The sequence below is a fragment of the Treponema medium genome (assembly GCF_017161265.1).
GTDB classification, from domain to species: domain Bacteria; phylum Spirochaetota; class Spirochaetia; order Treponematales; family Treponemataceae; genus Treponema; species Treponema medium.
Genome location: NZ_CP031393.1, coordinates 623,094 through 647,050 on the forward strand (window position 1 = coordinate 623,094; position 23,957 = coordinate 647,050).

Consider the following 23,957-nt stretch of genomic DNA (forward strand, 5'->3'; position numbering starts at 1 on the left):
CGATTATAGCACTAAATTAACAAATCGCAAAGAGATTTTTTTAGGCAGTATCAGAGGTAGAGGTACCGTTTTACTCCATGATAGTGATTTCGACACGCCGGTTTAGTGCGCGTTCCGCTTCGGTTGTATTCGATGCGATCGGCTTTGAACCACCTGCTCCGCTATAGATGAATACTCCCGCAGGAATACCGCGTTTGGTCAATTCATCGACTACCGTTTTTGCCCGCCGGAGGGACAGCCCGTGTTGGGTGCTTTTGTCGCCGACATCAGCAGTATGGCCTTCAACAAAAAGGTTTTTAAAGGTAAGCGTTTTTAATACGGCGGCTATTTCATCGAGTTTTTTATCCTCTCCATGTAATAACTCCGCCTTATCCGCAACGAAATGTAAATTTTTTAAATTTAATAGAATACCGCGCGGTGTTTCCTGCACATTAAAAATACCGCCTCCCTTATCTTTTATGCGCTCCTTGTTTGAGTTCTCTGTTTTTACCGGATTCTTGGAGCGTTCAAGTAGTGCCGTTGTCGGTACGGAACCGCCGTTATAAACGGTATGCTGCCCGTAATCGTAAAAGTGCAGTAAAAAGCCGCGCTGCCGAATCGTTTCAGCATCCTTATAGAAAAATGTTTCATCGATTTTTTCCCGAATAAAGAGCGGGCGGTTCCGACCATCCAGATAAATATCCGCCGTTCTGCTCCCTTCCGAACGAAGCATATCAGCATCCCCTAAATGATCTTCACCGTGGTACCGCAAGGCGAACACAGCCCTTACATAATGAGTATCGGTTCCATTGTATTTCTTTTTGCCGATGTATTGGTATTCAGCCAACACCGGTATTCTCGTAGGATTTTTCCCTTGCTGCGGGCACACTACGATAGTGCTTTCAGCTGTCCATTTTTTCCCGCTATCTTGTTGGTCAAGCCGCTGTACAGGACTTGCCGGAAAATTCCGCAGCAGCGGGTAGCCGGTATCTTGTGTAAAGTGAAGGGCTGCTATCTTTGTGCCGTCCGTTCCCCGATGAGCCGACTGCGTAAAAGCAATCGGTCTGATTTCATCAAGTTTTTTTGCTGTGCCAACCATATTCTTGCGGGTTTCTTCCAGCACAAAGGCTTCTCCTTCATACCGATAGACCGGCTCATTATTATAAACGGCAGCTTTTTCATCACGGTAGATATAGGCTTCCCGATAGGTAAGCCCCGCATAAGTATCGTTTTTATAAACCGAATAGTCGGCGCGCTCTGAAATGGTAATTCTTCCGTTCTCTGTAAACGCAATGACCGGAATCAATACACAGACAATAGATAGTATCGTTCGTTTCACTCAGTTCTCCTCTAAAAAGCGCTGACAGCACCGGCTTTTATCCGATAAGACCCTCTAAAAACTTCGGTTTTTAGAGGATTTAGTTACGATGTTTAAAATTAAGTTATGATTGTATAAAGACTTAATTTTAAACTCGTCGGGCATCTCTAAAAGCTAACCGAGTTTTTAGAGATGCCCATGTGTCTTTTATTATCATCGTCAAATACAAAGAAGATAATTACCGCCTCTACCATGGTTGCAGGTTCCGGGATGTGTTACGGCAACCGTATTCCTCAATATTTTCTTCGAGCAATCCGGCCGCTCTTTTTAGAAAACAAAATGAAGCCGTATTTACCTCACGTATAAATTTAACAAAAGCCTTGACACCCTATTGGATAGGGTTTATATTTAAAACATGACAAGAGAATTCATCATTACAAAAGAATTCGATCGTATGTGGAAACTGATCGGCTTAGATGATAATGATTTGTGCTCTTTAGAAATTTATCTCTGTAAAAATCCGAATGTCGGTGCTGTAATGGAAGGTACCGGTGGAATAAGAAAATTGCGCTGGGCTTTGGATGGAAAAGGAAAAAGCGGTGGAGCAAGAATAATTTATTTTGATATAGTTTTTTCAAAACATATATATTTACTTACTGCTTTTCCTAAAAATGTAAAAGAAAACCTCAGTAAAGAAGAAAGAAATCAGATGAAGCATTTAGTAACTGCTATAAAAAATGCAGAAAAGGAGGTGCCCCATGGAAGAAGTTAATGTGTTTGAAAGTATTATGAATGGACTTTCAGAAAGTCTTGAGTATGCAAAAGGAAAACCCAATAAGGCGCGAAAAATATCCATAACTATTGCAGACTTACCTTCATATCATTGTAAAGAAATAAAGCAGATTAGAGAGGAGCTAAATCTTACACAGAAAAATTTTGCTTTTGTACTTGGCGTATCTCCAAAGACAGTAGAGGCTTGGGAAGCAGGTAGAAATGTACCGCAGGGTATGGCTCAAAGATTTTTACAGCTGCTTCAATTGGGCGGAAAAAAAATGCTGCAGGATTTTAAGGTCATTGATTTTGCAAGATAGTTTGATTGCTTTAGAAGTAAACGGTATCAGCGATTATCTCTGTTGATTTTACCGCTAAAATCGGTACAATCGGCATAGCTACAACTTTGAGGTTTCTATGATTCTGTTTATCTCCTTTCTTATCATTTTGGCTATGCTTTCAACCAAAATCAGCGATAAATTCGGGCTGCCGCTCCTTATCGGCTTTATTCTTATCGGTGTTCTGGTTGGCAGTGATGTCTTAAATCTATTTTATTTTGATAATGCACTTTTAACCAAAAAAATTGCTGATATTCTATTGATCTTTATTATTTTTGACGGCGGTTTTTGCATTTCGAAAGATACGTTTCACAAAGTTGCCGGACCATCGATGACGCTTGCGATACTCGGCGTTGCGCTTACTTCGGCAACACTCGGGTTCTTAATTCACTTCGTCCTTAAATTCGATTTAGCATACTCAATGTTGATTTCTTCTATTATTTCTTCCACTGATGCTGCCGGTGTTTTTATGATTACCAAATCAAACCCGATTAAGGATAAACTTGCGGCAACGCTCAATGTTGAATCCGCAGCAAACGACCCGATGGCGATTTTGCTGACCCTCACCTTTGTGCATATTGCAACCGGAGCATTTGATACCCCTGCCTTGGCTGTTGCACGGCTCATTTGGCAGTTTGTCGGCGGCATTATTATCGGTTACTTTGCCTTTCAAATTTCGGTATGGCTGTTTAACCGATTGCAGTCAGATAATAGAGGAAATTATAACGTTTTGATGCTGGGTTGCGTACTGCTTGGATACGGTGCAGCGGAGTTTTGCCAAGCAAACGGGATTATCGCAGTATTCTTCATGGGCTACTGGATCGGCAATACTGCTTTTCCTGCAAAGCGCAGCGTCGGAAGCTTCCTTGAAAGCGTTTCTACTATTTTTAATATCACGCTCTTTATTATGCTCGGACTTTTGTCGTTTCCCCATCGGTTTGTCCATATCTGGAAAGAAGCGCTCATCATTGTCGGCATTATGATGTTTATCGCACGGCCGCTTGCCGTATTGATTTCTACGTTTCCGTTTCAATATACACAGAAAGAAAAATTCTTTTTAATGTGGGGAGGCATCAAAGGTGCAGTTCCCATTGTTCTTGCAACCTACCCGCTTGCGAACGGGTTGGACGAGAACGGCTTTATCTTTGATACCATCTTCTTTACCGTTTTTCTTTCCTGTATTATTCAAGGAACCACGCTTGCGCCGCTTGCACGGCTCTTAAAGTTTACCGACCCAAAGAAACCGGAGTCTCTGTATTCGGTCGAGCTGTACTCGCTTAAAGCAAGCGACATTGATATTTTTGATATTTATATTGAAGATCATTCCGGCAGTATCGGTCAAAAAATCAGCAGCCTCCATCTGGATAAGGACACGCTTATCAGTTCAATTGTGCGGGAGGGTAAAATCATATTTCCTAAGGGCGATACCGTTATTCAAAAAAACGATATTCTGTATGTGCTCGCTCATTCGGCAAAAATAAAGGAAATTACAAACAAGCTCAACGAACCGAGTGAGTAAAACGCTGCAGAGTGTGAACAGCCTTCATTATTCTGAGGGATACTTAAAAATGCTTTTGGTTCGATTACCCTGTATACTCAAATATTGTTCAACACCGATAAAACGGATATAGTAAATCCATCAATTTATACTTGCGAATTACGTAAGGAGAAGCCACCATGAACGAAAATAAATTAAAGATTATCGGTTGGATAGGAACGGCACTGTCGGTTACTATGTACATATCCTATATCCCTCAGATTATGAATAACTTGAGTGGAAATAAAACCGTTTTTATTCAGCCTTTAGCGGCAGCAGTTAATTGTACAATATGGGTCTTATACGCATTGCTGAAAGATAAAAGGGATTATCCACTTGCGGCAGCAAACGCGCCCGGGATTATTTTCGGGTTGATAGCAACAATTACCGCTTTTTAAGCGCCGCTCATTTTTAACTAAAGCACTGAAAATGGCATAGTGCATATCTAAAAATCTCATCAGTTTTTAGATATGCACTGCGAGTTTCTAATCAACAACCCCGACGCAGAGCGTTGCCGAGAAACGGCGGGTATTAAACCCGCCGCACGAATAAGCCTATAAATATACAGAACTTATTAGAAACACAGCAAATTACATTTTTTACTTCTTCAGGTCGTGGATATTGATAGATTTAATGTTCGGGGTTCTGCCGTCTGCAGAGGTCGGAATCTTGATAGTTCCTGCTCTGATCTCATCCAAAATCTTGTCTTTTCCCTCAACATTCGGATCAAAACCGATAATCTTCCAGTTGTAATTCACCTTAGGAGTAATAACGCCCTTATCGACTTTCTTTACATACGCACCAATCAGATCGCGGATGCGTCCTGCATCCTGCATTACCTCATACGAATCGTAATACACGTCTTGAGGCGTTGCAAGTTTTAAGTTTTGCAGTGTACCGAAGCGATAGTTGTTAACGGCAACCTTATACACCTTTTTAGGATCAAGGGCTTGTCCTTTTATTTTGACATTCTTGATTCTGTTTCCTGCTTCTTGAGAAATATCGATGTCGTAATCGATACCTTCAAACATATCGTAGTTATAGCCGCGTACATTGGGATTAAACGAAATCGTTACATCGCCTTCCTTAGCGGTGTTGTAATATGACGCCGACCACTCCATATATTTGAGGAGGTTTTCGCCGGTCATATTAACACCCATCAGCGTATTCGAATATTTATAGATAAAGGCAACATCTTTCTTTTTAAAATCGCCTTTTTTGAGGTTCATACTCGAACGGAAGGCAGCAGCGGCAGCAACATCAGCTTTGGTGTAGTACAACTGTACATCATTGATTAAGTCGATAAGTGCGGTATCTTCAAGCTGAATGGTAGGCATGGTGGTAACTTTATCTTCTCCGGTAATGTAGTCTACGCGCGGGATAAAATCAGCGGTAACCTTTCCGACGATAAGGTTTGCATCCGCAACGGACTTATCATGCACAAAGTCAAACTCTTTTTCCATCGCTTTATCGGCGGCGATCTTGGCGGTTTCGCGGTTTTCTGCTTTTACGGAAACGACCTTCCATGCACCCTTATCTTTTTTAACCTGTACTTCGCCAACTGCTAATGCCCAGCCGTAACAGCCCGGTTCAATGATCCATGTTTTATCTCCGTTTTGACCGTCTATAAGGGTAGCATACCGAGCGTGTTCATGTCCGCCGAAGATTAAATCGAATTCGGGGATTTGTTTTGCCATTTCGATAACGCCGCTGTTGGTGCCGTATTCACCGTTTCGTCCAAGGTGGAACGCACCGATTAAGACATCGTATTGCCCTTTTAAGGAATCGACGGTTTTGCGCGCAACAGCTATCGGATCTTCAAATTCCAATCCTTTAAAGTGAGACGGTGCGGCAGCTTCCCACATCGGGATATGAGGCGGCACCATACCGATAACGGCAACGCGAACACCTTCAATGTCAAACAGCTGATAGGGTAGTACGAAGTGGCTGCCGTCCTTTGTGTTTTTAATATTGGCGCTTAATACCGAGCCGTTGAAGTGGCGGATATTGCGAGCAAGGAATTCTTTTTCAAAATTGAATTCATGGTTGCCCAAAACCCAAATATCGTAGTTCATGTAGTTGAGCGCTTGAATCATCGGGTGGGTGTCAAGGTCGTTAAACAGGTCAGCGCTGTTGTCCTGCACTGTATCGCCGACATCGATTAAAACGGTGTTGGGATTTTGAGCGCGCAGCTCTTTTGCAAGTACATAAGTTTTTACAAAACCGGCTGCCGCGGTCTCTTCACAAACTGCGTAATCATAGGCATAGAGCCGTCCGTGTACGTCGCCGGTTACACCGAAGGTAAGGGTAACAGCATCCGCCCCCGGTTGCCCTTTTTGGATAATCTTGTGGGTAAGTTTTACCTCATCAGATTGCTTTCCGCGCGCCTTTGCTGTGCGTGCGGATTTCTGTTCCGTGCTTCGTGCTGCAGAATTTGTTTCAACGCAAGCTGTCAGCGAAAAAACAAAAACCAATGCAGCCACAAAATGCAGCATTCTTTTCTTGATCATGTGCATACTCCTTTTTCATTTTTTGGGTCTCTTTCACCAGCTGCACTGAGCGGTGATTAATTCCCTCTCTATAATAGTACGGATGGTATCCGTCTATTTTCGCATTTTTTCCACAGCCGGGATCCGCAATATAAAGAGTGCGATCAGCGCCGTACACGGAACTGCCGCAATAATACCAATGCTCCCCGAAATACCGTGCATAATTTCTATGACGATGCGCGGTATATTGATAAACTGCTTAAAGCTCATACCATACCCCCAAATCATCATCACAAGCGGCAGGGACGAGCCGGCAAAGGCGAGAATGAGCGTGTTACTCATCGTGCCGGTAATATCTTTACCGACGGTCAACCCCGCCTGAAACAGCTCTTTTTTGCTCAGACGCGGATTGGCGGCTAAAATTTCCTGCATGGAAGACGCGATGGACATACTGACATCCATCACGGCGCCGAGCGAAGCAATCAAAATTGAGGTGAACAATAGCCCGTCCAGCTTGAGGTTATAGTCGGGGGCTAAATTAAGCAGCTGCTCGCCACCGTCCATATTAACACCGGAAAGCTGTGCCGAATAGGACACAACGCTTGAGATAATTCCCGCAATGGTAATGCCGGACACGGTGCCTGCAATAGCGGTATATGTTTTGCGCGTAAAGCCGCCTATCAAAATAAAGCTGACGATGGTCATAACAGAGACAAGGCCGATAGAAACCGGTACGGGCGGGAACCCTGCAAACAGGGCGGGAATAAGCACGGTAACAATGAGCACACAGGTAAACACAAGTCCGAGTGCAGACTTTAAGCCCTGTCCCCTACCGAGAATAATCAGTGCAGCAAAAAACAGCCCCAGCAGCACAAAAACATAAGTGTCGCGCTTGAGGTTATAAAGCCACACGGCAGTTTGTCCTCCGCTCTCCCGCAATGTGAATACCGCTTTCAAGCCCTTATACGCAAAGTTACTGTGCAAGCTGCTCAACGTATTATACACTTCAAATTCCGTATTTTTATGTTTTCCTTCGAGAATTTTAACGCGGAGTTTCTGCGTACCGCGATATCTTCCTTGCACAACAGGATCGGGCGAAAGGTCTTCTTCCAAAACTTCCTCGACAATACCCGCAGCAAATTCTTGGGTAAACGGAGATTCGGGCTTGAGTTTATTTGAAATTTTCGGCATACCGATGCAGAGAAGCACCGTAACAACCAGCACTGCTCCTGCGAATACTTTTTCTTGCATACTCTAGTGTGAAATTATACCGTGAGATTCCCCCACCCGTCAATATTTTTTTCCTATGTCAATAGTTTTTTCCCTATTTTCAAAAGATATAAAATATGGTATACATACCACTCAGCTCAAAATTGTTTAAAATAGGATATATAACATGGCAAAAAAGCGTTTTTCAATCAGCAACAAATTGATTATCATTTTCGGACTTCTCATTGCAGCCGCCTCGCTGACGGAAGGTGCACTGGCAATCAGCTTTGCACGGAAAGCCGTTATCGAAAAATTGGAAGTGCAGCTTATCGATAAGGCTTTGGATGAAGCGGAAATTATCGATGCAAAAATCACTGCTTTTTTTCAATTTCTAGAAGGCCTATCCCATATCCCGATACTGTATGATCAGACCGCTTCATATCAAGAAAAATTGGAACAGCTGCAAAAAAATGCATTGAGCAATAATACAATACAGGAACTCAATATCAGCGATACCACAGGTATCTGTTATGCAAAAAGCGGTACGGTAAATGTAAGCGCCAGAGAATGGTTTAAAGCTTCAATGAAAGGAGAGCGTTTCGTTTCCGATTTATTGATTTCAAAAACAACTCAAAAACTGATTAGCACTTTTTCGATTCCGCTTTACGATGAAACCCATCGTATTATAGGTGTTTTATCAGCCGATATTGCCGGCTTGTGGTTCAGAGATAATATCAAAGACATTACCATCGGCAAAAGCGGCAACTGCTACATTATAGGACCTACGGGAGCAACGATTGCCGATCAGGATATTGATGCGGTAACAAGTATGCTCAATCCAAGTCAAGAAGGACAGAGCAATATTGAATTGGATTCTTGCGGAAGATTTGAAAGAAACGCGATAGCTTCTTCACAACCCGGCATCGGTTATTATGAGTACGAGGGTGTTCCCAAAATTGCAGCTTATACAAAATTGAAGTCGGCCGAATGGACTACTATCGTATGTGCGCCCGTACATGAATTTATGGAAACCGTAAACACGCTCCGGCTCAGTCTGATTTTAATCGGATTCGCTATTTTTGCAGGATCCGTTATTATCGTCTATTTAGTATCCAGAGGTATGATAAAACCGGTTAAACGAACAGTTTCGGCTTTAAAAAATATCGCACAGGGAGAGGGTGATTTAACCGTAAATCTCCCTGTGACGGGAAATGATGAGGTAACAGACTTATCCGAATATTTTAATGAGACGATTGCAAAAATAAGAAACGCGATCAAATCGATAGGCGTAAACTGTAATAAGATGGAAGAAATCGGAAACGAACTATCTACCAATATGACCGAAACTGCAAGCGCGGTGCATCAAATCAGTGCAAATATCGATGGCGTAAAACATCAAGCAATGACTCAAGCGACAAGTGTTACCGAAACCGCCGCAACTGTCGAAGAAATTGTCCGCACCATTAAGCAATTAAATACAGGTATTGAAACACAGGCAGCAAGTGTTGCGCAGTCTTCATCTTCTATAGAAGAAATGGTCGCAAATATCGCTTCCATCGGACAGACGCTCGCTAAAACCGATAGTGCTATTAAAGAGCTTACAACCGCTACCGCGGACGGCAAAGCTACGCTCGTTGCATCAAATACCGTAACACAGAAAATTGCGGAAGAATCCGGTTCTTTAATGGAAGCGTCAAGCGTCATTCAGCATATTGCATCGCAGACAAACTTATTAGCAATGAATGCCGCAATAGAAGCTGCACATGCCGGCGAAGCTGGGAAAGGATTTGCCGTTGTTGCCGATGAAATAAGAAAGCTTGCCGAAGAATCTTCGATACAAGGGAAAACAATTACCGCAACTTTAAAAATGCTTTCATCGGAAATAGAAACGCTTTCCGCATCATCCAAAACGGTAGAAGGAAATTTCAATAGTATCTTCACCCTTGCAGAACAGGTTAAAGAAATGAGCGCCCGCCTAACCGAATCAATGAAGGAGCAGGAACACGGCAGCAAAGAAGTATTGGCAGCTATTAAGAATATCAACACGGTAACAACGGAAGTACAAGCTGGTTCTGAGGAAATGCTGAAAGGCGGTGAAGGTGTTGCTCAGGAAATGCGAAAGCTGGATAATCTTACCCGCATTATAACTGACAGTATGAACGAGATGGCGGCAGGTGCAGTGCAGATTAACAATGCCGTACAGGAAGTAAACGAGATTACACAGAAGAACAAGCAAAGTATCGATAATCTGGCCGTCGAGGTCTCTAAATTCAAAGTCATGTAGGGGGTATTTTTCTTTTTTTCCGATAAAACGAAAAATACCCCCTACAACCCCTAAAAAGAAAAATGACGGGTAAAGAGGGAGCCCCCTCTTTACAATCTCCCCTTATGCCTCGCCTTTGTTCTTGAGCTTAGCTCTGATACAAAAGCTTGGCCGTTGGGGTTGTCACGATAATCTATTTCAGAACGTCCACGGATGGACGGGGTGCCAATTAGAAACGAATTTAGGCGCAAGACTAAATTCGCAGGCAACGAATGTATAGGATGTACATTCGTTGCCGTGTCTCCGCTTTATTTTTGTTCGCGCCTTGTATCTACTCGCTCTATTTGTGTCTAAGATATTTCGCAAAAGGGCTGAAAAACAGTTTTTCGATAAAAAGAATAATTTTTGACAAGTCTCATACTGCATGATATAATCCTTTTCATATCTATATTCGGTAGTGTTTACCGGATTATTTTTAACAGGGAGTACATTATGAAAAAAATGTGTCTGTTTTTATTAGTTGCTGCAGCCGGCGTATGGGCAGGAATGTCTAATGCTTTTGGCTGTACGGGGTTTGTTGCAGGAAAGGACGCAACAGCCGACGGCTTTCGTATTATTGCGCGTACGGAAGATTTGAGTGGCGCCCATAACAAAACCTTTAAGGTATATCCGCATAAGAAAAACAGAAAGCCGGTACAGTTTACCGACTCAATCGGCTTTAAAATCGAATTACCGAAAGAGAGCTATCGGTATACCGCTATTTGCGATGCCGAACAATCCGAAGGCATCTACGACGAAGTCGGTTTTAACGAATACGGCGTTGCGATGAGTGCGACTGTTTCGGCATCTCCGGGAAAAGCTGCGGAAGAAGCTGACCCGCTTGTTGAAAATGGCCTTTCGGAAGCGTCTATAACAACAGTTGTGTTGCCGTATATTACGACAGCCCGGGAAGGCGTTGAACGGATTGCAAAGATTGTAGATACCTACGGTTCGGCAGAAGGTAACATTCTGTTTATCGCAGACGATAAAGAAAGCTGGTACATGGAAATTTATACCGGCCATCAATATGCAGCGGTTAAGGTTCCGGATGATATGTATGCGGTAGTACCTAATTGCTTCTTGCTCGGTTATGTCGATATGACAAGTAAAGATGTTATCGCATCAAAGGATTTAATCAATTTGCCTAAGGCAAAAGGCTTTTATAAAGAAGTTGACGGTAAATTCCATGCGGCGCTTACTTATGGAGAAGAAATGAGCGACTACAACCGTGTACGGCTTTGGGGAGGACAAAACAAATTCTCACCTTCCGCAAAGGTTGCGTATAACACGAAGTTATTCTCTTTATGGAGAAAAGCTGATAAAAAAATCACAGTCGAAGATGTAATGGAATTGCAGCGCTACCGCTATGAAGATACCGATAAAAATGCAAATTTACCGGAAAACGCAGGAGTTCGCGCAATCGGTACACCGACTTCTATGGAGTGCCATATCATTCAGATGAAAGACACCTTACCGAAAGCTGTCGGCGGTGTGATGTGGATGGCGATGGCAAATGCAGAACATTCGGTGTATCTGCCTTTCTATGGCAACATTACGGACACCTACTCTGCGTATAAAGTAGACAATGAAATGTATACTCCCGATTCGTTTTACTGGGTAATGAGGACTATCAATGTCTTTTCAGCTTTAAACAGGGATATGTACGGAAAGAATGTCCGCAGCTATTGGAAAGCCTATGAGCAAAAATTGATTAAAGAGCAGAAAGACAAAGATGCTGAAATTGCACGGCTCTATACCAAAAAAGGTGAATCCGCCGCAGCAAAATATGCAACCAAATTAGGAAACGACCAAGCAGCCGATGTGTTTGAAAAAGCACAGAAAATATACCCGGAACTGGTAGGTTTTGCAGCAAAGAACGAAGGCAGAACTCCTAAAAAAGCCTTTGAACCGTCAGTAGCAAAAGAAAAATAAAAGTTTATTTTAAGCGACTTAAATATCGCCGCTTAAAAACACACCGAGTTTGCCGTCCGGTAAACATCGCTTATTGACGTGTGCGCTTTTCGCGCACTAATGCAACAGTTTCCAAAGTGCATACTTTGTTCAACTGTTGCATTTTAAGGAAATCAACACCCCCGACGCAAGCGTCGGGGCACAGTGCTCAACGTTTCGCACTGTGTGTTCTATAAGGTGGTTGCAGTCGGCTTTAATACCCTTTGTTACGACGCAAGCGTCCGGGGTATTAAACCCTCCGCACGAATAAAATTTCGCACATTTTTCCAGCAAGGGGTAAATGCATCAGGCAAAGTAGATATAAATCGCGGAAAAATTGAGACTGTGAGACCATTTGAACCGCGAAGAGGTTCAACTCTGGTCGAATAGTTTCAATTTTTCCGCGGGGATATAAAAAAATCAGACTGATGCGTTTACCATGGTGCCATATTGGCAGGAAATGACGGAAGGCGAGGTTACATATACCATACTGCTGTGCATCCGAAATGGCGGAGACAAAGGGTTGCTTCCCAATTGATCACCACGGCGTTGAATGCTTTAAAACATATTGGTATTCACGAAACCGCATTAGTTGTATTCACTAAAAATAAAGACGGCAATGCCTTTTGGGAAAACGAAGGTATAACTTCGGCAACCAAATAAGGCTGCCTCGTTAACCGATGAGTTTGCCACAAGGCAAACTCACTTATTGACGTGTGCGCTACCGCGCACGAATTGAACAACTTCCAAAGTTGATACTTTGTTCAGTTGTTCAATTTTAAGGAAGGCTTTTCCGTTAGAGACGATTTAGTTTATCGCAATAAAGCCCTTACAGAATTAAAAAGAATAGACACCTAGCACATCTTTTATTCGTGCAAGCAATACAGAAAATTTCTATCGCTTTATAATTGTCCAATTATTTTCCGTTGCAGTGATACGGGCTTCGATACTTGGCTCTTCATTTTCATAGGGATACGCATCGGGTTTATTTTTATCTGCCTGATAAATCACTTCACAATACGAAGCGGCATTTTTTTTAGGAAGGCTGTATAACAGTGCATCGAGCGTTGCGCGATTCAATCTGTTTTTTTTAATGTCCAGCGTAATAATACCGAAAGGCGCTTTTGATAAATTGTGCGGGTCTATTTTTATCTCAGTTAAAGCATTGTACGAACACGTCATATCATTGAGTATTTGACATGTTCGTACATCAAGGATTTTCAGGCGATTCCAAGCGCAAAACAATCTCTCTAATTCCCGCTGTTTTGAAACATCAAGCGTTTGCAGGTTATTATAGCTGCAGTTCAAGATTTCCAAATGCGGACAGCCTTCTATATCCAGTACGTTCAAATTGTTCCGTCTGCAATTAAGTATTTTTAATTCAGGCAAATTGCCTAAGATGAGCGTTTTAATACCGCCCTCACCGTCCTCATTTGCATTGGAGTCACAATATAAGTTGTGTAAAAAAAGGTTATTTGAAACATCCAACGAAGTTAAACTATTTCGGCTGCAATCAAGTTTCTCCAGTTTCGGCATAGCCGAAGTATCCAGTGCGGTTAAAAGAGTGCACCCTGAGGTACTCAAATATTTTAAATGAGACAGCTGCGGCAGTATGAGTGAATGAAGTTGTTTACCGTGTATACTGAGCTGTTCTAAACGCGGATTTTGCAGCAAATTGAGCGTGTCATTCGTAGCGCCGCTGAGCTGCACTATTCTTAACTTAGGATTACCGGAAAGATCAACGGAGGTTTTACAACGCAGGGACAGTTCTTCTAAGTTAGGATATTGTGAAAAATTAAAGCTTTCGTTTTCCGTAACACTTATGTCCAATTTTTGCAAATGCGGCGAATCAGGTAAGGCTATGCTTTCGAAGGTGTTAGCCGATAGTACTTTAAGTTTCTTATTATTCGATAGATCAAGCGTTTGCTTTTGAGGGGAAAGAGTGTATACCTGTCCCGAAAGTTCAAGATACTCCAATTCAGTCAGTGCAGAAAAATGAGGCATTGCAGTAAATTCATGCGGCGCACATATCAATGTTTTGATATGTTTTCCGTTTTTGAATACTAAACCGGTTATTGTTGTGGGGGGACCTTCAAAAAGAGAAAGCCCTCTTATTTCTATTTGCGTTATATCTCCGACAATACCGATACGCTCCTGATTGAGCGGTATGATTGGGGAGGAGCCTTTATCTCTTGCAGAAAAAGGCGGCAACTCCTGCATTTTATCGGCGGTATACGTCCTCGCTCCAATAAGACGTGCAGGCTGGCCGTTTACTGTGTCGGCAAATACTGCAATGCCGTGCACTTTCGTATCCAGCTCAATGATAATATCGGCATATTCAACATCAACCGGCGCACCAAAAGGCGGATAGCATGATGAAAGACCGCATAGCAGTAATACCAATCCGATAGACCATAGTTTTATTTTCATGGTTTCCTCCTCATTTCAAGAAATTATCAGGTATATAATTTTCCGTCAACCTTTTTAACGACGAGATTTGTGCATAACACAAATCCCGCTCCTGCTTATAACCACGGACATCCTTGTCCGTTCTGAAACTACGAGGCGCGAGCACAAATTAACCACAGGCACGGTACAAAATGTACATCCTGAGTATATTTTGTACCTGCAAGTTTACAAGCAAACTTGCTTCTGCATAAAACACCCCCGCCATCTATGACGGAAATGGTACGTTGAATATTTTCAGAAGCGGCATATACTGTAAAACCTTTCCGTTAGCCTTTTGAAATAGACGGTGTAGATACAAGGAATACAGTAAAAAAGTACCGCAGGCGTATCTTTGATACGTTGAGGACACTTTTTTACTGTATGACGCAGTAAATGCACCGTATATTTCAAAAGGATATTGACACTGTTTTTAGTTGTATATATACTCAAATAAACATCTGAACATCTGTTCATATATTTGCAGATAAAAAATCATCTTGCTGTTTTGAGAAGACGGATGACCAAGACCGGCAGGCGTGATAATCAGAATACATAAGGAGGCCGCACAATGGAAAACCAAGAAGAACCGATGAGTGACGAAGCGGCGGAGTATTTTAACCCCGATGCCGTAGCTCATGCACGCTCAAAGATCCCCGACGAGGACACGATGACCGCATTGAGTGATTTTTTTAAGAACTTCGGCGATTCAACCCGTATCAAGATCGTATCCGCGTTAATGGCGGGTGAGCTGTGCGTTGCCGACATTGCGGAGGTGCTTGAAATATCCGCTTCGGCAATTTCTCATCAACTGCGTATCCTCAGACAAGCAAAAATAGTGCGTTCGCGGCGGGTGGGAAAACAAATCTACTATTCTATAGAGGACAATCATGTCGGCATCTTATACAGCGTCGGCATGGAGCATATTCTGGAAGGGCGCTGAGCCGAAGGGGCGGGGTAAACGCATCAGGTCGTTTTTTAATAACCCCGCGGAAAAATTGATACTATTCGACCAGAACTACCAAGGATGGCAGTGGGTTCTATACAGTAGCGATGTTTTGTGCAGGCACAAAACTCGCCTTCAACTGTTGTACATGGACGTACAACAGTTGAAGATGGTTCAAATGGTCTCACAGTCTCAATTTTTCCGCGGTTTTATCTACTCTACCTGATGCATTTACCCATTTACCGGAAAAAATGTGCGAAATTTTACTTAAAATTTCGCACAGAAGGAAGGCAACCGCTAAAAATATTTTTAATGCGGTTGCCATGACCTAAGGAGGAGAGAAAATGGCTTGTAGTTGTATGGCATGTAATCATATACACGAAACGCATAATCATGATGAACATCATCATGACAGTTTGTGGAATAAACACGATATTATCCGGTTTAGCGTAGCGGCGGTGTTTTTTATCGCCGGGATTGTATTGAAAATTGCTTCCGAACCTTTCAAAATGACCGTTCAGTTCAGCGGCGCTTCTTACTCCATTGCACTTTCATCATTGCTTTTTGTCGGTTCGTGGCTTGCTGCGGGACTGGAAGTTATTCAAACCTTGCTGAAGACCATCGGTAAGAGGAGTATTTTTGACGAAAACTTTTTGATGACCTTTGCGACACTCGGTGCGTTCATACTCGGAGAGTGGTCGGAAGGCGCCGCGGTTATGCTGTTTTACAACTTGGGCGAGCTGCTGCAAGCCGCCGCCGTTCAGCAGTCCCGCCGTTCCATTACCAACTTGATGGACTTGCGCCCCGAATTTGTCCGGCTCTATCGTAATCCTGCCGACTCCGAATCGGGACACAGCGATGCACATAGTTGTTGCGGTCATGAACATGAAGATGATGACCACCATCACAGCCATGAGCACATTCACGCCGAGATGTGCGAATGCGGGTATGAACACGGTGAACATCACCATACCCATTCGGAAAACTGCGAGTGTGGACACGAACATAGCCATGAACATCATCACGAACATGAAGAATGCGATTGCGAGCATGAACACGGCGAAGTGGATCATCACGAACATACGCATAATCATGCCGAAGAGTGCTGCTGCGGGCATCATCATGAAGGGGATGACCCTGACATCGTAGCCCCGGAAGATGTTCCTATCGGTACGCTGATCCTCGTAAAACCGGGGGAGAAGGTTCCGCTTGACGGGATACTGGTCGAAGGAGCGTGTTCTTTTGACACCTCTTCGATGACGGGAGAGAGTGTTCCGCGTTTTATTGAAGCAGGCGGTACGGTACTGGCAGGATTCGTCAATACGGACGGGCTTGCGGTGATTAAAACCACCGTAGCGGCAGAAAATACCGCTGCGGCTAAAATGCTGCAGTTGGTGGAACATGCGCAAGACCGCAAGGCAAAAACGGAGCGACTTATTTCGAGCTTTGCGCGGGTATACACGCCGATTGTAACGATCGGTGCAGTCGTGCTGGCGCTCCTTCCGCCGCTTGTACTTTCAGCTGTATATAGCAGCCCGCTTTCGTGGAATGCCTTTGTTCCGTGGATTTCACGCGGACTGGTATTCCTTGTTATATCCTGCCCTTGCGCCTTTGTTATCTCCGTTCCGCTCGGCTACTTCGGCGGACTCGGCGGGGCGGCAAAAAAGGGTATATTAATAAAAGGAGCGGATTTTATCGACTCGCTTGCCAAAACGGACAGCGTTGTATTCGACAAAACCGGCACACTGACCGCCGGTGTTTTAACGGTACAGCATATTCTTCCTGCCGAACAATTCAGCACGGAGGAGTTGCTTGAGCTTGCCTATATCGCCGAGTATCATTCCGGCCATCCGATTGCCGTTGCGATAAAAGGCGCTATTCAAGGGCAGCTCGGTAAAGAGAAAATAGCCGTGTTTGAAAAAGAAGCAGCCGAACTCCGGCAATACACGGAAAAAGCCGGTTCCGGCGTTAAAATGCTGCGGAACGGACAGGAACTTGCGGCCGGTTCCGCGCTGTTCATCTTCGGCGATGCGGAAAAACAGCCTGCTTCCATCGCTCAAATTGAAGGAACGAAGGTATTCCTTTCCTACGGCGGGCATTATGCCGGCTGTATTATTTGCAGCGACAGCATTAAACCGCAATCCGCACAAGCGATACGGGAACTGCGCGGCGCTGGGGTCGGATATCTTGAGATGCTGACCGGCGATACAAAACGTACGGGCGAAAAAATAGCCGCCGAATTGCAGCTTGACCGCTGCAGCAGCGAACTTTTGCCGCATGAAAAGGTCGCCCGCTTTGAAGCAATCAGCGACGAACGGAAAAAGAGCAACGCCCGCGCCGTCTGTGTGTTTGTCGGAGACGGAATTAACGATGCGCCCGCTCTTGCCCGTGCGGATGTGGGTATCGCGATGGGCGGAATCGGCAGCGACGCCGCAATCGAAGCCGCCGACGTCGTTCTTATGACCGACAACCCGCAGCTCATTCCGCAGGCAATCAAGTCAGCGCGCTTTACACGAAAAATCGTCAAACAAAATATCGTTATGTCGTTTGTCGTTAAAATCGCCTTTTTGGCGGGCGGCGCTTTGGGCATTATTGGATTATGGGCAGCGGTGTTCGCCGATGTCGGTGTCGCACTTCTTGCCGTGTGTAACTCGTTGCGCGCACGGAGATAAAGGGAGATTAAAATGCAACAGTTTCCAAAGTATAAACTTTGAAAACTGTTGCATTCGTACGCGGAACGCACATAGGTTAATCATCAAGTTCGGCGCAATAGACGCGCCGTATATTTTCAAAAGGTAAGCATCATTGACAGATACAGCCGTGCTGCCCGATAAAGTTGAGAAAGCTTAATATGTTCGTTTTCGCGGTGGACGACGGCAAGATCGCCCGGGCCAATGATAACGGGAGTAAGCCCCTGCTTTACCAGGACACTGCCGTCGGTAGAACCTGCAAAGATATCCGGAATATACGGAAGGCCGACGGCTTCCAGCGCTGTTTTACACCGCTGTACCAGAGGATCGCTTTCTGCCGTAGTCCACGAAGGACGCCTATCGACAACGGTATACGACACTTGGGCGGTAGGAACTTCTTGGCGCAATGCGGCAATCAGTTCGTCCAACCGCGCCCATACTGCATCGATGGGATGCCCAACGGCAAGCCGCGCATCCACGGTAAAAACACAAGTGTCGGGAACTACCTGCGGCTCCACGCCTGCCTGTATTGCCAGCGTCCGCCAAAAAGACGCCCCGTTCTCCGCCGAAGAATAGCCCGTTAACTCTGTATGCTTAATCTTTTCTATTAAATTGATTGCCGTGTAAATCGCATTATCGCCCACACCGGCCTGTGAACCGTGAGCGGTTTTGCCTCGTACGCAGACATCCGCCCATGTACGTCCCTTTCCTTTTATACACAGCTTTAAATCGGTCGGTTCGCACACCACCAGCGAGCGGGCTCCGTCAAACAACGGAGAATATAAAAGCTCCTTCGAACCTTTCATGTAGTTTTCTTCGTCGATTGTCGCAGCAAAGATAATATCGGTAGGGGGCACGATACCGTGCCGCTGTAAAACAGCCATTGCATAAAGCGCAGCGGTCAGTCCGCTTTTCATATCGCTGCTGCCGCGGCCGTACAAAACACCATCCCGTATTTCAGCACCGAACGGGTCAAAGTTCCATCGCCCTCGCTCTTCGTCAGAAACCGGTACGACGTCCATATGTCCGGTAAAGATGATGCTGTTTTCACGGGTTTTCCCACGCACCCGAGCGACAATATCAGAACGGTTTCCTTCAACAGGAATCCGTTCATATTCAATCTTATTCGCTTGTAAAAAATCCTCTATATATTGCACCATCGGCGCTTCGTTCCCCGGCGGATTGATGCTGGGAATTTTTACAGCGTCTGCAAAAAACGTGCGGAGTTCATCATCATCGATATAATCAAAATAGTTTTGCATCGGTACTATCCTTTATCCTTAAAAACCACTAAGTTTTTAGAGCCTCCAAAATATGATTACAGCAAGCTTGACTCGCTGAAGAAATATTCTATTTTGCTTCAATTTTAAATACCTCGATATTTGGAAAATCCTTTACATCATAATACGGTTCTTCATTTTCCCATAATTGATGAAATCTTAATATAATATGATCGTTAAAATCACAGTCCAAATAGACATAGAAATTTTTATTTGGAAAACTTGCTTTTAAATTTTCAATTAAATTTTTCGTAATTAATTTTGCAGAAGTTATGGCTGTATGTTGAACACGTTTTTTAACTTTACCGCAAATATGAATATGATTTTCATAAGCCTCTAATTGTGTTTTATCAGATACTTTATTCAATGAATTTATCTTTGAATCTTGAGTTTTTAAAAATATATATTCATTATTTTCAGAATCTATTGCTGTATAAAATTTCGGGAAGAGAATATCTTGTAATTCGATAATAGCCTTAAAACCATTCATATCTTTTCATAAAACCTCGCATCCTAGTGTAGTGTCACCATAACATCCGCTTAACCTGCATTGCCACAAAGGTAATGTCAGGTTGAAGCGGGTGTTAGACGCTATTTGCTCTTCTCACCGAACAAAACACGAACAAAATCTCTTCTTGAATACAAAATTCTTACAATTCTTATAACTTCGTCTTCAATTCTATAAAATATTGAATAATTATTCGCAAGTACAAACTTATAATCTGTAGGAAACGAAACATATTTTTCCACAGAAATCCCTACATTTGGAGAGAACGTCAAATTTTCATAAGTTTCTATAATTTTTGAAATGGTATTATGTGCTGCTATGGGATTTTGAAGTTCATTCTCGATATAATTTTTAATTTCAAGTAAGTCTGCTGCTGCTTGCGGAGCAATTTTTATCTCAAACATCAAAGTCCTGCCATTTTTCTGACTTCAGTTGTGTCCAGCCATCCGTTTTGCAAAGCAGATTCTTCACCTTTTTTCAATTCAGAAAAAAGAGTTTTCGTAGCTGTCAATTTTTCGTAATCTCTTATGGAAATTACCGCATAACACCCCCTGCCATTTTTAGTAAGAAAAACCGGCGATTCATCAGCAACATCCTGCAAAACTTCATTATAATTACGCAAATCCGAAACAGGTTTTATAGCAATCATACATACCTCTAATATTCGTAATATTTTACGAAATAATTATCTTAAAATACTTATAAACTGTCAAGCAGATTAAACTCTCATATCAGGGCTTCCGCATTATAAGCTTTTGCAGATAAAATGCAGTGACCCCATTGCTATACGTAACAAAAAAACAAAGCTTTTAATCGTAAAATGGCTTTATATCTTCAAGCGTAGAGCTGTTTCGATGATTTAGAACATAAATTTCATAGGTTTTTATTTATAATGTGGAATCCCTAACTCTCATATATTTTACTAATTGTGAATAAAACCCTCTCCATGACCGTCCGTAGGAGAACTTATATTTCGTTGATTCCCTTAATAAGTTTTAAAATTCTTAGATAAAAGTTTGTTTTTCTTACTTAATTAGTCAGTATGATAAAACATCGCTTTACTCAAAGATCCTAAGCTATTAATTTGGGTTTTAAGCTTTAATTTACAAAAATATACACCATTTTTCAAAGTTACAGTTTATCGTGCCGTAAGGCATCCGTCTAACGGAGCAGCTTAATCCGCGTGTTGGACGGCGCTGTGCGCCGGACGACAGACGGAGAGTCCGCCGCTCCGTTGAACGGGCGCGCAGCGTCCGTTCAACATTCGCTTAACCTGCGTTTGTACCTTTGCCGATACAAAGCATAAGGCAAAGTTGGTGCGAAAGTTGCATTAAAAAGGGAATTGCGCTAGCAATTACCACCCAAGCAACTTTCGTGACAAAACAAATGTCAGGTTGAAGCGGGTGTTAGAACTTATTTTCCAATATAAAAACTTTCATGACTGTATTCACACCATTTTTCATACATCTGAATATATTTTTCTTTGATAAATTCCTGCGCTTCATGAATAATTTTGTATAAATCAAGCATATCGCACCTCAACTTTTTTGATTGGAGATAAAAAATCTTCTGCCTCAATATATAAATTTTTTAATATTGGAACTAAATCAATATATTCTTCTTCCGGTTCAGAATTATGAGTATATTTAGCTAATACTTCAAGATAACCACTATCCCAATGGAGAACCTTTTCATATTTTTCCAGCGAATACGGTGCTGCAAATTTTAATCGAGTATTATTAAAAGAAAATAATGTGTAAGAGCCATCATTGCTTAAATAAGCGGTATCGAATCTACTCATATTTCAATTATAGCATAAAAATTATAAAATAAACATAGGGGCTGTCCTATAAGTAAAAACATCCTATTTGGACAGCTCCTATTACTTCCTCTACACAAATAAACTTACATACTATCGCGTAGTCTTATTGTAAATAAGATGAGAAAATCGGTAGTCGGCAAGCATCTAATAACATCTAACGATACTGGCAGACACGGAAACCCACTGCTGCATCATCTCCATCACTTCTACTATTTCCACAGGTTTTTATTCCACCTACAAGAGCAAATTCATATCTTGAATTGAAACTGCCTCCACGAAGAATCATATAACCATTATTTAGGGCTGGATTTGTTACAGTACCAGTATCAACTAAACTATCATAACCTCTTGCATCCCAACACATTTCATATACATTACCTGACATATCGTATAAACCTAATGCATTTGCAGCCTTGCATTTCACTGCACTTGTTTTGTCATCTCCATTAATTGCAGCATATAAAACAACCTCTCGTCCACCTTGAACGCAGTTAGCCACTGCTCCACTCATATAGGTTAGTGGACACAGAGTACCATCAGATTGCACACGGGCTGCATATTCCCATTCTGCTTCAGTTGGTAAACGAAAGCCTTTTTTTATTTTGTCAAAATATGGGGCTCTATAATGTTCTATTAGCTTAGTTGCATCACGCAAAACAGTGTTATCTGAGTCACTTTTACGATATACACATTCAGAATCTGAGCCATAAGTTTTCTCAGTGTAAGCATTGCACCATACAATGCAATCATACCACGATATCTCTGTTACGGGTTCAAGCTCAGTTACTACTGTTGAAGGTGGTGATGGATAAAGGCCACGCCAATCACCACCCATTTTACCAGGATTTGCAAAGGTGTATTTATTTGCTCCACGAGCTTCGTCAGTTGCCCAGTCATACACCTCTTTCCAGAGCTTATATGTGGTTTCCGTTTCTGCTATATTAAAAGGACTTAAAATAACAGTGCGTCCTTCAATAAACACACCTTGAAAATGTTCTATGAGCTCTGGACCTGATCCATAAACGCTCCCAACAAAAGGAAAGTCATCTTTATTCGCTGCAGAACCTACAACACCTTCTTGAGGTGGTGTTACAGAAATCAAACTATTATCAGGCAAGGCATTTCTAATAACAGTTAGTTCCATGCTCCATGCTTGGTGTCCTTCTTTATAGTCAGAAGCTTCAACTTCTGGGATAGAAAGCTTCACAATATTTTTTCCAACATTTAGTTTTCCGTTTTCTATAGTTACGTCAATACATGTAGAACTTGATGAATCATCATCTTTAAAAAAGCAATGAATATTATTTGAAGTAATTTCTGTCATTGCATTACTAACAGTCAAGCTACCATGTGTTATATCCATATATCTTCTAAATTCATAAAAAGAAGAGTTATAAAATCTAATTGCAGTTAATTTTAATTCAGGATACATCCTTTTAATCGTGATATCAGTATTCCAAGCTTTGTGTTTTCCATTAACAGCTTCAATTGAAAGCCTTATTGTAGTGCTCCCCTCATTGATTGTTCCATTTTCAACTATTACAGGAATCAATTCACCTGTTTTATTGCCATAGTTAAATTTTGCAACCACATCACTTGAGGAAATAGTCGTTATGTTGTTATCTACATTAAAGCTGAGATTGTTTAAATCAGAGGCTTCTTCATCAAACACTTTTAAATACGAAAGTGTGAGCTTTGGGGCTTTAGATTCTTCTCTTGTTACTGCTATTTCTTTGCTCCAAGCTTGATATTCCCCTTGCACTTCTACAACACTTAAAGTGAGAATATTCTTGCCTATTTGTAAAGAATCCCCTGTTTTATATGTTACAGTTACAGGAATTACCTCATTTGTGTTAGTGCCATAGTTGAATTTTGCAACTACATTAGTAGAGGCAACAGTTGTTATATCACTACCCACAGTGAATTGTGGATTATTTAAATCTGTAGTGCTTTTTCCATGAACCTCTAGTGATAAAAGCATCAATTTTGGATCATTATTGGGCTTTTCATATTTACTCTCCTTTGAGTCACTATTTTGAGGGGCATATTTAGTCCCTAGTTGTTCACAAGAGAACAAAAATAAGGAAAAGAACATAGCAATGATCACCAATTTTCCTAGTCTCATAAAAGACCTCCTATTTAAGTATTGTACAGGTAAAAATTAGTATTTTCTACCATGAATTACAATTTTTATTCGTATAAACGGTTCAACGCCCCTACACCGTAACAAAAGGTATTAAATCCAATCACAGCACCTTATAGAACCATACAGTGAGAACCGTTGAACACCGTCCCCCCTATACTTTTTGTCAGAGGTAGTGAATTTTTGGTTCTTTACTTTTAATCGCAGGCTTTGCCTGTCGTTCTAACACC

General features: G+C 42.4%; 19 protein-coding genes. 9 read left to right on the top strand and 10 right to left on the bottom strand.

All coding sequences use genetic code 11. The features are described 5' to 3' along the window. Positions 1-70: 70 nt before the first annotated feature. Entirely contained in the window at positions 71-1,318 is a 1,248-nt protein-coding gene (locus tag DWB79_RS02775; RefSeq protein WP_016522531.1) for an OmpA family protein, read from the bottom strand. A gap of 394 nt (positions 1,319-1,712) precedes the next feature. Between DWB79_RS02775 and DWB79_RS02780 the strand changes: the two genes are divergently transcribed. From DWB79_RS02780 to DWB79_RS02795, 4 genes are all read left to right on the top strand, one after another. Continuing rightward, positions 1,713-2,069 (top strand): type II toxin-antitoxin system RelE/ParE family toxin, encoded by a 357-nt coding sequence (locus tag DWB79_RS02780; RefSeq protein WP_016522532.1) that lies wholly within the window; start codon positions 1,713-1,715, stop codon positions 2,067-2,069. After that, complete coding sequence (locus DWB79_RS02785; protein WP_016522533.1) at positions 2,056-2,388, top strand: helix-turn-helix domain-containing protein; 333 nt, start codon at positions 2,056-2,058, stop codon at positions 2,386-2,388. Before DWB79_RS02780 ends, DWB79_RS02785 begins: the two co-directional genes overlap by 14 nt. Before the next feature lie 133 nt (positions 2,389-2,521). Continuing rightward, a complete protein-coding gene (locus DWB79_RS02790; RefSeq protein WP_252722492.1) occupies positions 2,522-3,925 on the top strand; it encodes a potassium/proton antiporter in 1,404 nt (467 codons plus the stop codon). A 158-nt stretch (positions 3,926-4,083) separates the two neighbouring features. After that, positions 4,084-4,341 carry a SemiSWEET family transporter gene (locus DWB79_RS02795; protein WP_016522535.1) on the top strand — a complete coding sequence of 86 codons (258 nt, stop codon included), beginning with the start codon at positions 4,084-4,086 and terminating at the stop codon, positions 4,339-4,341. A gap of 201 nt (positions 4,342-4,542) precedes the next feature. Here DWB79_RS02795 and DWB79_RS02800 read toward each other — a convergent pair whose 3' ends face one another. After that, positions 4,543-6,453 (bottom strand): bifunctional metallophosphatase/5'-nucleotidase, encoded by a 1,911-nt coding sequence (locus DWB79_RS02800; protein ID WP_016522536.1) that lies wholly within the window; start codon positions 6,451-6,453, stop codon positions 4,543-4,545. A gap of 93 nt (positions 6,454-6,546) precedes the next feature. Then, positions 6,547-7,683, bottom strand: coding sequence for a YibE/F family protein (locus DWB79_RS02805; RefSeq protein WP_016522537.1), 1,137 nt, complete (start codon positions 7,681-7,683; stop codon positions 6,547-6,549). 145 nt (positions 7,684-7,828) lie between these two features. Here DWB79_RS02805 and DWB79_RS02810 point away from each other — a divergent pair, with 145 nt between their 5' ends. From DWB79_RS02810 to DWB79_RS02820, 3 genes are all read left to right on the top strand, one after another. Continuing rightward, positions 7,829-9,925 (top strand): methyl-accepting chemotaxis protein, encoded by a 2,097-nt coding sequence (locus DWB79_RS02810; protein WP_016522538.1) that lies wholly within the window; start codon positions 7,829-7,831, stop codon positions 9,923-9,925. Positions 9,926-10,396: 471 nt separating this feature from the next. Then, a complete protein-coding gene (locus DWB79_RS02815; RefSeq protein WP_016522540.1) occupies positions 10,397-11,875 on the top strand; it encodes a C69 family dipeptidase in 1,479 nt (492 codons plus the stop codon). A gap of 513 nt (positions 11,876-12,388) precedes the next feature. After that, positions 12,389-12,556 carry a GNAT family N-acetyltransferase gene (locus DWB79_RS02820; protein ID WP_245541333.1) on the top strand — a complete coding sequence of 56 codons (168 nt, stop codon included), beginning with the start codon at positions 12,389-12,391 and terminating at the stop codon, positions 12,554-12,556. A gap of 231 nt (positions 12,557-12,787) precedes the next feature. Here DWB79_RS02820 and DWB79_RS02825 read toward each other — a convergent pair whose 3' ends face one another. Beyond that, positions 12,788-14,323: a leucine-rich repeat domain-containing protein gene (locus tag DWB79_RS02825; RefSeq protein ID WP_016522541.1), complete on the bottom strand. Its 1,536-nt coding sequence runs from the start codon at positions 14,321-14,323 to the stop codon at positions 12,788-12,790. 586 nt (positions 14,324-14,909) lie between these two features. Between DWB79_RS02825 and DWB79_RS02830 the strand changes: the two genes are divergently transcribed. Together DWB79_RS02830 and DWB79_RS02835 are read left to right on the top strand one after the other, a co-directional pair. After that, the gene (locus DWB79_RS02830) at positions 14,910-15,281 is read left to right on the top strand and encodes an ArsR/SmtB family transcription factor (RefSeq protein WP_016522542.1); all 372 of its coding nucleotides are present in this window, start codon (positions 14,910-14,912) and stop codon (positions 15,279-15,281) included. Between the two features lie 347 nt (positions 15,282-15,628). Then, positions 15,629-17,956: a heavy metal translocating P-type ATPase gene (locus tag DWB79_RS02835; protein WP_016522544.1), complete on the top strand. Its 2,328-nt coding sequence runs from the start codon at positions 15,629-15,631 to the stop codon at positions 17,954-17,956. Between the two features lie 116 nt (positions 17,957-18,072). Here DWB79_RS02835 and DWB79_RS02840 read toward each other — a convergent pair whose 3' ends face one another. The 6 genes from DWB79_RS02840 to DWB79_RS02865 form a co-directional block, all read right to left on the bottom strand. Continuing rightward, on the bottom strand, positions 18,073-19,236 hold the full coding sequence (locus DWB79_RS02840) for a M20 family metallopeptidase (RefSeq protein WP_016522545.1): 1,164 nt from the start codon (positions 19,234-19,236) through the stop codon (positions 18,073-18,075). Between the two features lie 88 nt (positions 19,237-19,324). After that, positions 19,325-19,744, bottom strand: coding sequence for a hypothetical protein (locus DWB79_RS02845; protein ID WP_016522546.1), 420 nt, complete (start codon positions 19,742-19,744; stop codon positions 19,325-19,327). A gap of 101 nt (positions 19,745-19,845) precedes the next feature. After that, the gene (locus DWB79_RS02850) at positions 19,846-20,166 is read right to left on the bottom strand and encodes a type II toxin-antitoxin system RelE/ParE family toxin (RefSeq protein ID WP_016522547.1); all 321 of its coding nucleotides are present in this window, start codon (positions 20,164-20,166) and stop codon (positions 19,846-19,848) included. Beyond that, on the bottom strand, positions 20,166-20,411 hold the full coding sequence (locus tag DWB79_RS02855; protein ID WP_016522548.1) for a type II toxin-antitoxin system prevent-host-death family antitoxin: 246 nt from the start codon (positions 20,409-20,411) through the stop codon (positions 20,166-20,168). Before DWB79_RS02855 ends, DWB79_RS02850 begins: the two co-directional genes overlap by 1 nt. Positions 20,412-21,284: 873 nt before the next feature. Next, positions 21,285-21,563, bottom strand: a complete 279-nt coding sequence (locus DWB79_RS02860) for a DUF7724 family protein (RefSeq protein WP_016522550.1) — start codon at positions 21,561-21,563, stop codon at positions 21,285-21,287. 175 nt (positions 21,564-21,738) lie between these two features. After that, positions 21,739-23,709, bottom strand: a complete 1,971-nt coding sequence (locus tag DWB79_RS02865) for a formylglycine-generating enzyme family protein (RefSeq protein WP_016522551.1) — start codon at positions 23,707-23,709, stop codon at positions 21,739-21,741. Positions 23,710-23,957: the final 248 nt, after the last annotated feature.

Bases quoted from the DNA above. Each gene is read 5' to 3' on its own strand.
- DWB79_RS02780 (WP_016522532.1), top strand. From the start codon at position 1,713: ATGACAAGAGAATTCATCATTACAAAAGAATTCGATCGTATGTGGAAA.
- DWB79_RS02785 (WP_016522533.1), top strand. From the start codon at position 2,056: ATGGAAGAAGTTAATGTGTTTGAAAGTATTATGAATGGACTTTCAGAA.
- DWB79_RS02790 (WP_252722492.1), top strand. From the start codon at position 2,522: ATGCTTTCAACCAAAATCAGCGATAAATTCGGGCTGCCGCTCCTTATC.
- DWB79_RS02795 (WP_016522535.1), top strand. From the start codon at position 4,084: ATGAACGAAAATAAATTAAAGATTATCGGTTGGATAGGAACGGCACTG.
- DWB79_RS02800 (WP_016522536.1), bottom strand. From the start codon at position 6,453: ATGATCAAGAAAAGAATGCTGCATTTTGTGGCTGCATTGGTTTTTGTT.
- DWB79_RS02805 (WP_016522537.1), bottom strand. From the start codon at position 7,683: ATGCAAGAAAAAGTATTCGCAGGAGCAGTGCTGGTTGTTACGGTGCTT.
- DWB79_RS02810 (WP_016522538.1), top strand. From the start codon at position 7,829: ATGGCAAAAAAGCGTTTTTCAATCAGCAACAAATTGATTATCATTTTC.
- DWB79_RS02815 (WP_016522540.1), top strand. From the start codon at position 10,397: ATGAAAAAAATGTGTCTGTTTTTATTAGTTGCTGCAGCCGGCGTATGG.
- DWB79_RS02825 (WP_016522541.1), bottom strand. From the start codon at position 14,323: ATGAAAATAAAACTATGGTCTATCGGATTGGTATTACTGCTATGCGGT.
- DWB79_RS02830 (WP_016522542.1), top strand. From the start codon at position 14,910: ATGGAAAACCAAGAAGAACCGATGAGTGACGAAGCGGCGGAGTATTTT.
- DWB79_RS02835 (WP_016522544.1), top strand. From the start codon at position 15,629: ATGGCTTGTAGTTGTATGGCATGTAATCATATACACGAAACGCATAAT.
- DWB79_RS02840 (WP_016522545.1), bottom strand. From the start codon at position 19,236: ATGCAAAACTATTTTGATTATATCGATGATGATGAACTCCGCACGTTT.
- DWB79_RS02845 (WP_016522546.1), bottom strand. From the start codon at position 19,744: ATGAATGGTTTTAAGGCTATTATCGAATTACAAGATATTCTCTTCCCG.
- DWB79_RS02850 (WP_016522547.1), bottom strand. From the start codon at position 20,166: ATGTTTGAGATAAAAATTGCTCCGCAAGCAGCAGCAGACTTACTTGAA.
- DWB79_RS02855 (WP_016522548.1), bottom strand. From the start codon at position 20,411: ATGATTGCTATAAAACCTGTTTCGGATTTGCGTAATTATAATGAAGTT.
- DWB79_RS02860 (WP_016522550.1), bottom strand. From the start codon at position 21,563: ATGAGTAGATTCGATACCGCTTATTTAAGCAATGATGGCTCTTACACA.
- DWB79_RS02865 (WP_016522551.1), bottom strand. From the start codon at position 23,709: ATGAGACTAGGAAAATTGGTGATCATTGCTATGTTCTTTTCCTTATTT.